This is a genomic window from Cyclobacterium xiamenense (assembly GCF_042140265.1).
Lineage (GTDB): Bacteria > Bacteroidota > Bacteroidia > Cytophagales > Cyclobacteriaceae > Cyclobacterium > Cyclobacterium xiamenense_A.
Map to the genome: position 1 here is coordinate 5,049,373 of NZ_CP159481.1, position 11,771 is coordinate 5,061,143.

Genomic DNA, 11,771 nt, shown 5'->3' on the forward strand with positions numbered 1-11,771 from the left:
TTCGTCTCGTCTTTGACACCTGATCTCAACTTATTTTCTGAAGAGGTTTAGGATACCCATCCGTTTCTCTCCCGTCTCAGGCACCTCCAATACCCAGGTATACGCGCCCGTAGGAAGCTCTTTTCCCCTGTACGTTCCATCCCAGCGAACATCCGGATCCTCGGTGTAGAATACCCGGGTTCCACTCCTGTCAAACACGTGAACCCGCGCTCCCTGGAAGAAACGAATACCGGGCACTCCCCAGCGGTCATTTGGCCCGTCATTATTCGGTGTGAAGGTATCGTAAACATCTATCGAATCTACGGTAGGACGGGTACGAATGATCTCAAAGAACTTGTCCAGCGTATTTCCGTCACGATCCGTCACCCGTACGATAATCGTGAAGACTGTCTTGCCCTCGGCACGAGCTGAACTACTCCAGAACAGACTGTTCTCGTTAATCTCGAAGTACGGATTGTCATAGCCCGGACCGAAGAGTTCAACCTTGTGGATGGGATCGATTGGATCTTGAATAGCAAAGGAGCCAATATTTATAAAGAAATTGGTTTCGTCACCGGCAAATTCCCTATTGCTCAACGTTACATCCAATGGACCGGGTTTTGCCGCCACGTTAACCGCTACAGAACCAATCGTTTCATCCGGATTTGTTATCCCCTCTGGTAGATCGAAGGTGCCTCGGAGGCCGTAGGTACCCCTTCCGAAAATATTTACTGCTTGGGTATCCCAACGAACGTCCACCTCAAACAACTGCCCATCCCGGGTCAGAACAGTCACCTTCGAAGGTAAAGCAGGTTCCTGGCCCCAGGCTGTCTCAATCGGCCCCAGTTCAGCAGCTACAAGGATCTTTGCGGCTTCAATTAGCAAGCTACCAGCGGAAAAGGATACCAGGTAGTTCGCATTCGCTGTCAACGTTCCCTGCCTGATTGCATACCTCCCCGGTACTTCCCCGGCCTCCCTTGCCAGGTCTCCTTTCAGAATTTCAGGAGCCTCATCCTTGCTCACCAGGCCAGTTACCGTGTACGTAAGTACAGGATCATCCTGTCCAAAAATTTTGATCTTATTTTCCGCTTTCACCTGCAGTACAGCAGGGTTGATCTCCAATTCAGCTCCTGCCAAAGTAATCAAATAGTTTTGATCCTCTCCACCTGTCAGCCTAATTGCATAGATTCCCACATTCGAGCTGGCTGTCGCGGTCGTAGCGATGCTTGGTTCGGTAGCCACCTGCGTGTCCCCGTTCACCAGGCCTTCGTACCTAAAGGTCAAACTCGGGTTTTCCTCCCCGTAAGTCTTGCTCTTGTTATCTGCCGTGATCCTCACCTTCGCCTTACCAACCGTCAGCGTGCCATTCTTCAATTCAATCTCGTAGTTATCGTCTGCTCCACCCGTCAGTTCGATCGGATAATCTCCCGCTGCTGAAGCAGCAGTGGCGGTCGTAGCGATACTTGGTTCGGTGGCCACCTTCGTATCCCCATTCACCAAACCATCGTAGGTAAAGGTCAAACTCGGGTTTTCCTCCCCATAGATCTTGCCCGTATCGTCAGCAGTGATCGTCAAATTGGCCTTACCAATTGTTAGCGTGCCATTTACCAGGTCAATCTCGTAATTGTCATCTGCTCCACCCGTCAGTTCGATCGGATAATCGCCGGCTGTTGAAGCAGCAGTGGCAGTCGTAACGATACTTGGTTCGGTAGCCACCTGCGTGTCCCCGTTCACCAGGCCTTCGTACCTAAAGGTCAAACTCGGGTTTTCCTCCCCGTAAGTCTTGCTCTTGTTATCTGCCGTGATCCTCACCTTCGCCTTACCAACCGTCAGCGTGCCATTCTTCAATTCAATCTCGTAGTTATCGTCTGCTCCACCCGTCAGTTCGATCGGATAATCGCCCGCTGCTGAAGCAGCAGTGGCGGTCGTAGCAATGCTTGGTTCGGTGGCCACCTTTGTATCTCCGTTGACCAAGCCTTCGTAACTGAAGGTCAACTCAGGGTTTTCATCCCCGTAGGTGTTGCTCTTGTTATCTGCCGTGATCGTCACCTTCGCCTTGCCAACCGTCAGCGTGCCATTTACCAGCTCAATCTCGTAATTGTCGTCCGCTCCACCCGTCAAGGTAATCGGATACTCAGCCGCTGCTGAAGCAGCAGTGGCAGTCGTGGTGATACTTGGTTCAACCTCGATCTTCGTATCCCCGTTTGTCAGTCCACTGTATGTGAAGGTCAACTCCGGATTTTCCTCCCCATAGGTCTTGCTCTTATCGTCAGCGGTAATCGTGACCTTCGCCTTACCAACTGTCAGCGTACCATTCTTCAATTCAATCTCGTAATTGTCGTCTGCTCCACCCGTCAAACTGATCGGATAATCGCCCACTGCTGAAGTAGCAGTAGCAAAGGTACTTAACGTAGGTTCGGTTGTCACCTGCGTGTCCCCGTTTGTCAGACCACTGTATGTGAAGGTCAACTCCGGATTTTCCTCCCCATAGGTCTTGCCCGTATCGTCAGCGGTAATCGTGACCTTGGCCTTACCAACTGTCAACGTACCATTCTTCAATTCAATCTCGTAATTGTCGTCTTCACCGCCTGCGAGAGTGATCGCATACTCCCCTGCAGCTGATGCAGCAGTGGCAGTCGTGGTGATACTTGGTTCGGTAGCTATCTTCGTGTCCCCGTTTGTCAGACCACTGTATGTGAAGGTCAATTCAAGATTTTCCTCCCCATAGGTCTTGCTCTTATCGTCAGCGGTAATCGTGACCTTCGCCTTACCAACTGTCAGCGTACCATTCTTCAATTCAATCTCGTAATAGTCGTCTTCACCACCTGCGAGAGTGATCGCATACTCCCCTGCAGCTGATGCAGCAGTGGCAGTCGTGGTGATACTTGGTTCGGTAGCTATCTTCGTGTCCCCGTTTGTCAGACCACTGTATGTGAAGGTCAATTCAGGATTTTCATCCCCATACGTCTTGCTCTTATCGTCAGCGGTAATCGTGACCTTCGCCTTACCAACTGTCAGCGTGCCGTTTACAAGCTCAATCTCATAATTGTCATCTGCTCCGCCTGTCAAGGTGATCGGGTACTCTCCCGCTGCTGAAGCAGCAGTGGCAGTCGTAGCGATGCTTGGTTCGGTGGCCACCTTCGTATCCCCATTCACCAAACCATCATAGGTAAAGGTCAAACTCGGGTTTTCCTCCCCATAGATCTTGCTCTTGTTATCAGCCGTGATCGTTACCTTGGCTTTACCAACCGTCAGCATACCGTTCTTCAACTCAATCTCGTAGTTATCGTCTGCTCCACCCGTCAAACTGATCGGATAATCGCCCGCTGCTGAAGAAGCAGTGGCAGTCGTAGCGATGCTTGGTTCGGTGGCCACCTTCGTATCCCCATTCACCAAACCATCATAGGTAAAGGTCAAACTCGGGTTTTCCTCCCCATAGATCTTGCTCTTGTTATCAGCCGTGACCGTAACCTTGGCTTTACCAACCGTCAGGGTGCCGTTTACCAGCTCAATCTCGTAATTGTCGTCTGCTCCACCTGTCAAGGTGATCGGATAATCGCCTGCTGCTGATGCAGCCGTCGCAGTCGTGGTGATGCTTGGTTCGGTATCAATCTTCGTGTCCCCATTCACCAAACCATCGTAGGTAAAGGTTAGCTCCGGATTTTCTTCGCCAAAGGTCTTTTGCTTGTTATCTGCCGTGATCGTCACCTTGGCTTTAATAACATTAAAGGTCACCTCTTTCTCTCCAGTGTAATTTCCGCTACCGGTAATGGTAATCATAGCAATACCTACATCTGTGTTGTTTTCGTAGCTAAGCGTGTAATCTGTATCCAGTTCCAAGGTAGTTTCGCCGTCTTTTACTACAACTGATGGTTCAAGGGCAGAGCCCATATACGTCTGATCGGCTATATTTTCTACCGTAAGGACAGAAATATTCGCAGGGACTAGTTCGTATGATGCTGCAAAACCATCATAGACAACACTTCCATCAGTACTGAAAGTGACGTACATGGAACGACCTGTACTTCTTACAGCGTCAGGTAAATCCGTGCCGTTAAATTCACCTAATAAAGGGGCTTCATCGCTCGTGCCATCATAAATCCTGACATAGTCACAGCATGTTTGCAACTCAAATTCAGAGAATGATAGTTCTATATTAAAAGGATTTGTATTGGTCGGCTCAATAAGCCAAGAACATGATTGATTATTTATGTAATTTCCATCAACACTTCCATCTGAAAATGAGCCTGATTCGTCCGTGAATGTAGACCCGCCACTACAATATGCTGTCGTAGTAAAACTCTGTTCTTCCCCATATACCGTGATACCTGAGGCTATTGCATATGCCTTCACATAATACGTTGTATTCAACGTTAATCCTGTCAAATTCTCTGAAAATGAACCAATTCCAGAACCTGCTTGCAAGACGCCATCTTCTGTAGTAGGGTTTGTGGTCGTCGAATAAACAAAACCGCGTTCGGTAACCAATGCATCTTCAACTCCAGCGAACTCACCCCCAAGAGATGCTGATTCATTGTCGAAAGTAGTAATCGCTGTAGTGGTAACGGTAGGTAGCGGTATTTTCTGGTAAGATGCTGCAAAACCATCATAGACAATACTTCCATCAGTACTGAAAGTGACGTACATGGAACGACCTGTACTTCTTACAGCGTCAGGTAAATCCGTGCCGTTAAATTCACCTAATAAAGGGGCTTCATCGCTCGTGCCATCATAAATCCTGACATAGTCACAGCAATTTTCTAATTCAAATGCAGAGAAAGAAAGTTCTATAATAAAATTATCCGTGCCGGATGGCTCAATAAGCCAGGAACATGATTGATTATTTATGTAATTTCCATCAACACTTCCATCTGAAAATGAGCCTGATTCGTCCGTGAATGTAGACCCGCCACTACAATATGCTGTCGTAGTAAAACTCTGTTCTCCACAAGCCTCCGTACCGGCCGTATCTCCCAAGATTGACCATATTCGAGTCGTAGTCAGGGTCGTTCTTGCAACCGCTGCATTGGTCCCATAGCTCAGGCCATTTGCGCCCAGTGTTTTGTCCACAACCTCCGAATTATTCTCAGCCCAGCCTATCAGGGTCGCACTGTAATTGGCGCAGTCCAATTCGGAATCATCCAGCATATTGCTTAGATCCACCTCTGAATTCAGCGACCAGCTGCCCAGATTCTGATTGAAGGCAGATGCACCTTCGAACATACTCGACATATCGCTTACATTAGCGGTATTCCAGGAACTGATATCCTGATTAAATGCCTCTGCCCCTTCAAACAAGCTTGACATATTGCTCACATTATCGGTGTTCCATGAACCGATTGGCTGGTTAAATGCAACCGCTCCATCAAACATACTCGACATATCGCTTACATTAGCGGTATTCCAGGAACTGATATCCTGATTAAATACAGTAGCTCCTGAAAACATACTCCACATCGATTCCACTTTTTCAGTATTCCATCCGCTAATATCCTGATTGAAAGCAGCAGCATTTCGAAATAAACTGCTCATAGACTCCACTTTTTCAGTATTCCACCCGCTAATATCCTGATTGAAAGCTGTGGCATCTCGAAACATATTCGACATACTGGTCACGTTTTCAGTATTCCACCCGCTAATATCCTGATTGAAAGCTGTGGCATCTCGAAACATATTCGGCATACTGGTCACGTTTCCAGTATTCCAATTGCTGATGTCGCTGTTAAAGGCACTGGCTCTTCGGAACATATTCGACATACTGGTCACTTTTCCAGTATTCCAATTGCTTAAATCCTGACTAAAAGCAGTGGCCCCTTGAAACATAGACAACATGTCGGTCACATTAGCGGTATTCCATGAACCGATTGGCTGGTTAAATGCAACCGCTCCATCAAACATACTCGACATGGAAGTCACATTGGAAGTATTCCATCCGCTAATATCCTGATTAAATGCCTCCGCTCCTTCGAACATGTTTGACATATTGGTCACATTCCCGGTATTCCAATCCTTGATAGTAGCAGGGCCATTTAGAATTTTACAATAACTAAACATTTGACTTAAACTGGATACCTGAGATAAATCAGGCATATCGGTAGCGGTAATGTCAAAATTTTGCGATGCATTAAAGGCATTTTCCATACTAGTCCAGGAAGCCGTACCCCATTGCTCCACATCCACTAATCCATTCGCACTACTGCTCGATACATAAAATCTTTCCAGATGGGTAGGGGCTATTTCCAAACGGATTTTGGCATTTGCAGGTAAATCTTGAATTGTTCTCAGTGCCTCTGAACCTGCTTCAAATGTCCCCGATCCCGTCTCCCCATCAGGAAGCACCTGCCAGCTGTAGGCAATGGGCCCTGTTGGATTGGAAGTAGAAAAGAAAATTTGATCACTTAAAATTCCCTCTTTACTCAAGTCCCAAATGGTGATGAAATTGTCGGTATTAGGCTGCGTCTGTTCTCCACAAGCCTCCGTACCGGCCGTATCTCCCAAGATTGACCATATTCGAGTCGTAGTCAGGGTCGTTCTTGCAACCGCTGCATTGGTCCCATAGCTCAGGCCATTTGCGCCCAGTGTTTTGTCCACAACCTCCGAATTATTCTCAGCCCAGCCTATCAGGGTCGCACTGTAATTGGCGCAGTCCAATCCGGAATCATCCAGCATATTGCTTAGATCCACCTCTGAATTCAGCGACCAGGTACCCAAATTCTGATTGAAGGCAGATGCACCTTCGAACATACTCGACATATCGCTTACATTAGCGGTATTCCAGGAACTGATATCCTGATTAAAGGAAGTTGCTCCATTAAACAGCGAACTCATATCTGTCACCTTTTCAGTATTCCAGGAACCAATACCTTGATTAAAAGAGGTAGCGCCAGAAAACATTCGATACATATCCTCTACATTCCCTACATTCCATGAACTGATATCCTGATTGAAGACCGCAGCCCCTCGGAACATTTCGTACATCGTGTACACCTTTTCGGTATTCCATTGGCCAATATCTTGATTAAATGCGGTAGCACCTGAAAACATATAACTCATATCGGCCACATTGAGAGTATTCCAATTACCGATATCCTGATTAAATGCCTCTGCCCCTTCAAACAAGCTTGACATATTACTCACATTATCGGTGTTCCAGGTGTTGATATTGCTAGGGCCATTCAGCAGTTTAGCATTTTTAAACATTCTTGTCATATCTGTCACACCTGATAAATCAGGAGTATCTGATGCTGTTATCATCAAATTATCACAACCAAAAAATGCATTTTTCATGCTAGACCAGGAAACAGTACCCCATTGTGTTACTTGTACTAATCTGCTATTGGTATTTCTAGTCGTTAGAAAGAAGAATCTTTCCAAGTTTGTCGGTTCTATTTCCAAGCGGATTTTTCCCTCAGTCGGTAAATCGGATATACTTCTTCTTACACCATTTATTCCCGATCCAGTATCAAATGAACCGCTTCCAGTTTCACCGCTAGGAAGCTGCTCCCAGCGATAATTAACCGATCCAGATGAATTATTTGTTTGAAAAGCGATCTGTCCATCTGACCCTCCCTCTTTACTCAAATCCCAAATAGTCACAAAATAATCCGTATCAGCCAGGGACGGAGCCAACTCACAAGCCTCCGTACCGGCCGTATCTCCCAAGATTGACCATATTCGATTCGTAGTCAGGGTCGTTCTTGCAGCGGCTGCATTGGTCCCATAGCTCAGTCCATTTGCGCCCAGTGTTATGTCCACGACATCCGTATTATTCTCAGCCCAGCCTATCAGGGTCGCACTGTAATTGGCGCAGTCCAATCCGGAATCATCCAGCATGTTGGACAGATTCACACCTAAATTCAGCGTCCAGCTGCCCAGATTCTGATTGAAAGAAGCAGCGCTAAAGAACATGTACGCCATAAAGGACACATTGGCGGTGTTCCATGAACTGATATCCTGATTGAAGGAAGTTGCCTCTCTGAACATAAAAGTCATATTGGTCACGTTGGAGGTATTCCATGAACTTATATCTTGATCAAAAGCATAAGCTTCGTAAAACATATTAAACATATTAGTTACATTCCCCACGTCCCAATTGCTTATATCCTGATTAAATGTAAATGCCCCTTCGAACATCCTTGACATATCGGTCACGTTCGAAGTGTTCCACTCGTTGATATTTGAAGGGCCATTCAGAATTTTACAATCCCTAAACATTTCAACTAAACTGGTCACCCTTGATAAATCAGGAGTATCCGTGGCAGTAATGATCAAATTCTCACAACCAAAAAACGCATCCCTCATTCGGGTCCAGGAAGCCGTGCCCCATTGCTCCACATCCACTAACCCCTCCTCAAAACTACCTGATCTCATATAGAATCTTTCCAGATGTGTCGGTTCTATTTCCAGACGAATTCTGGCATTTGCAGGTAAATTTTGAATTTTTCTCAATACGTTTCTTCCTGCTTCAAACGTCCCGGTTCCACTGGCACCCGTTGGAAGCTCCTGCCAGTTGTAGGAAATGGAACCTCCTGAATTCGAGGTGCCAAATCGAAGTTCTGCAGTATAATTGCCCTGCTTACTCAAGTCCCAAACGGTGATGAAATTGTCGGTATCGCCCACAGAGGATGGAGTAGCCGTATCAGCTGAGGCCAGGCCAGGTGTCACATACAGACCGAGATAGATAATGAGGCTTGCAAAAACTGATTTCCAATTCTGATTTACCATAGTATTTTGTGAAAATGTCCGTTCCAGACAGATGTAGAATTTTAGTTTTCACAAAACTATTGGTGGGTAATTTGATCTATTTATAAAAATAGCAGAACTTTTAATAAATTTGACCGATACGCTTTCTGTACATTAAACTTATATATCTTGATTATAAACAAAAAAAATAGCGTACTTCGAACGGATTTTACCGATTTTCTCTCCCTTACAGGGAGTGGATAGTGGCAGTGAATCCTTTCAGCCTGCCATCGTTGAGCCATCGCCCCCTTGTATTTTTTTGAAACATTCATCCGTTTTGCTGTCGTTTCAGAAAAGGACCGAATGGACCAAAAAAAAGCCTGCGTGTTCTGGAGTTAATACCCGAATAAGTGGAAGAAAACCTGTGGACCACACCTTCGGTCCGTCCACCCCCTATTGGGGCCGGCACGAAGACCCGGACATAGAAATGGACTTTACCAACGCAGACAATCTCCGAACTTCGTTACATGCTCGACCTGGGATTGGTTTATCAAAAAGTAACAGCAACCAGGACCTTTGCTACCTCTTTTTTCTTCACTAGCTGGCTTGACCGTACTGCATTCTAAATTCCTTTGGGCTGGTGCCTGTCTTCCTTTTGAACAAGTAGCTAAAGTGTTGATGATAGTTAAAACCGAGAAGGTACGCCACTTCCCCAACCGATTGGTCGGAGTTTACCAAATGATTCTTCCCCCTCTCTACAACAAAGTCGTGTATGTGATCAACCAGGCCTTTTCCAGTCTCAAATTTCAGTAAACTGCTCAGGTACTTACCCGACATGTTCATTGCTTTCCCACACATCTCTAACGTAGGAATACCATAGACCAACTGTTGATCAGTTTGAAAATAATCCGTTAAATACGTCTCAAAATCACGCAAAATACAGGAATACTGCGCAGCCCTTGTAGAAAATTGGCGCGCCTGAAATCTTCTGGAATAGTTCAAAATCAATTCTAAGTTTCCGACGGCCAGTTCAAGAGCCAAATCATCAGAAGCCCGCTCAATTTCTTCTTTGATATTCGCCACAAATCCTTTTATCTTCCCCTTTTCCCCCTCACTTAAATGCAAGGCTTCGTTGACCTTGTACGAAAAAAAATCGTAGGTATCAATTGTGCTGGACAAATGAGAAGCTCGGATCAGATCGGGATGAAAGCACAGGGTAAAGCCCCGTAAGTCATCCTCTATTTGCATGGGACCGGATACAATTTGCCCGGGCGCCGTAAAAATCATCGTCCCATCATCAAAATCGTATACAGAACGGCCATAAACGCAGGAACTTTTTAAATTTTCTTTTAAGGCAATTACATAAAGGTCACAGGAAAAAGCATCTTCATCAGCACTAAAACCAGCTATTTCCATGTTCGAAATGATTGAAATTAACGGATTTTTAGGGCCACCAATCTGAAAAAAATCATGAAGTTTCTCTACTGATTCGATACGGTATAATTTTTGCATAATGACTGCTTAAGCGTTGTTATAATGATAAACCATGTAATTTTTCTTCTCTACTTGATCCATATCCACACCCGGCGGACGTGCAACGAAGACCCGAATTATCGGCTGACAAAGCCACTTTCTTTGTCTTGCACGCTGTCACTGGTAGGCCGCATGCATTGGACGCCGTACCCTCTACATTCAGACCTCGTCTGCTAGTTTAAGGACGATCGCCAAGCCGAAAAAAGCTTTTAAGCGATACCGTACAACCAGGAAAAATGGCGATAAGCCTAGTATTTATCACTAGTACTACTAGTATTTATCACTAGTAAAAATAACTCATGATTGTTCTCTGACCTCGATTCCTGGGAAATTATCCAACTTATGTAAATAAAATGATCCTTGCTGTTAATTAAAAAACTGAAAATTCCGAGAAAATAGGTCCCATCTGGGTGTAGGTTGCAACTACCCCCCTCTATCCCTCCTTCTTTGCAAATGGAAAGAGGCGGAGTTACCAGTAATCGATCGCCATCAAACCATCGAATACCACTTATTTTCCTGAGCTAGTATCCGTGGAGTTACAGTTTGCCTACGTAGTTAGTTATTTTTGATTAGGTGGCTATTCAGTAGAAACAAGGTTGAAATAGTGGCGCAAGGTCTCTGGCCATACGAAACAATCGCTATTCCTGGTTAAGGGATACCGATAGACATTTTTTTATCTGGTGGTTGCAAAGTGGTATTCTATATTTCGCTTAGCAGGAAACGACCGAAGGTAAACTTTGCACCGATGGCATTTGATTTGGAATATTGGGCTCATCGGTAACCCCAAAAGCATTCCCCCGGAAGACTTCGGAACAATTGTTGGACTGGATGGATGAAAAAAAGTATACCTATGGAAAACGTACTAATAATTGGAGCCAATGGAAAAACCGGACGCTTGCTGGTAAAACGCATGGCGGCACATAGTGCCTACAATCCGGTGGCCATGATTCGGAATCGGGACCAACAGTCCTATTTCGAGGAATGGGGAGTCAAAACGGTGCTGGGAGATTTGGAAAAGGACTTCAGCCAGGCATTCGATGGCATCGATAAAGTGATCTTTGCAGCAGGTTCGGGCGCCAAAACGGGAAAGGATAAAACCACCCTTGTCGATAAAATCGGCGCCATCAAAAGCACAAACCTGGCCCTGGAGCAATCGGTGAAAAAATTCGTGATGTTGAGCTCCAGAGGGGTGGAAAATGCGGAAAAGGCCGACGAATCCATGCAACACTACTTGCTCGCCAAAAAAGAAGCCGACGAGCACCTGAAGGCCAGCAGCCTTCCCCATGCCATCGTTCGTCCGGGAAGACTTACCGACGGGCCGTACACGGGAAAAATTAAGGTTTCTTCGATCTTTAACGAAAAGGGGGAAATTTCCCGGGAAGACCTGGCAGCCGTTTTGGTGCACATGCTGGACGATTCCCTCAGCAGCCCTCAGGTCTTCGAAATTCTCGGCGGAAAGGTAGCCATTCCGGAAGCCATCCGGCTCTTCCTGACATCCGGACAGCCTGTAATCTAGCGCTATCTTGGTAGAATAGTTGCCCGGTATCGTTTTTTTTGGTTAAATTTATTGAGTACAT

General features: G+C 45.8%; 3 protein-coding genes. 1 reads left to right on the top strand and 2 read right to left on the bottom strand.

The window, feature by feature from the left end:
- Nucleotides 1-30: 30 nt before the first annotated feature.
- Nucleotides 31-8,703, bottom strand: a complete 8,673-nt coding sequence (locus ABWH99_RS20575) for an MBG domain-containing protein (protein WP_375583664.1) — start codon at nt 8,701-8,703, stop codon at nt 31-33.
- 555 nt (nt 8,704-9,258) lie between these two features.
- A complete protein-coding gene (locus ABWH99_RS20580; protein ID WP_375583665.1) occupies nt 9,259-10,173 on the bottom strand; it encodes a helix-turn-helix domain-containing protein in 915 nt (304 codons plus the stop codon).
- Nucleotides 10,174-11,044: 871 nt separating this feature from the next.
- Between ABWH99_RS20580 and ABWH99_RS20585 the strand changes: the two genes are divergently transcribed.
- Nucleotides 11,045-11,710: an SDR family oxidoreductase gene (locus ABWH99_RS20585; protein WP_375583666.1), complete on the top strand. Its 666-nt coding sequence runs from the start codon at nt 11,045-11,047 to the stop codon at nt 11,708-11,710.
- The last annotated feature ends 61 nt before the right edge of the window (nt 11,711-11,771 follow it).

What these genes read in the sequence shown, in the direction of transcription:
- ABWH99_RS20575 (WP_375583664.1), bottom strand. Translation starts at nt 8,703, where the DNA reads ATGGTAAATCAGAATTGGAAATCAGTTTTTGCAAGCCTCATTATCTAT.
- ABWH99_RS20580 (WP_375583665.1), bottom strand. Translation starts at nt 10,173, where the DNA reads ATGCAAAAATTATACCGTATCGAATCAGTAGAGAAACTTCATGATTTT.
- ABWH99_RS20585 (WP_375583666.1), top strand. Translation starts at nt 11,045, where the DNA reads ATGGAAAACGTACTAATAATTGGAGCCAATGGAAAAACCGGACGCTTG.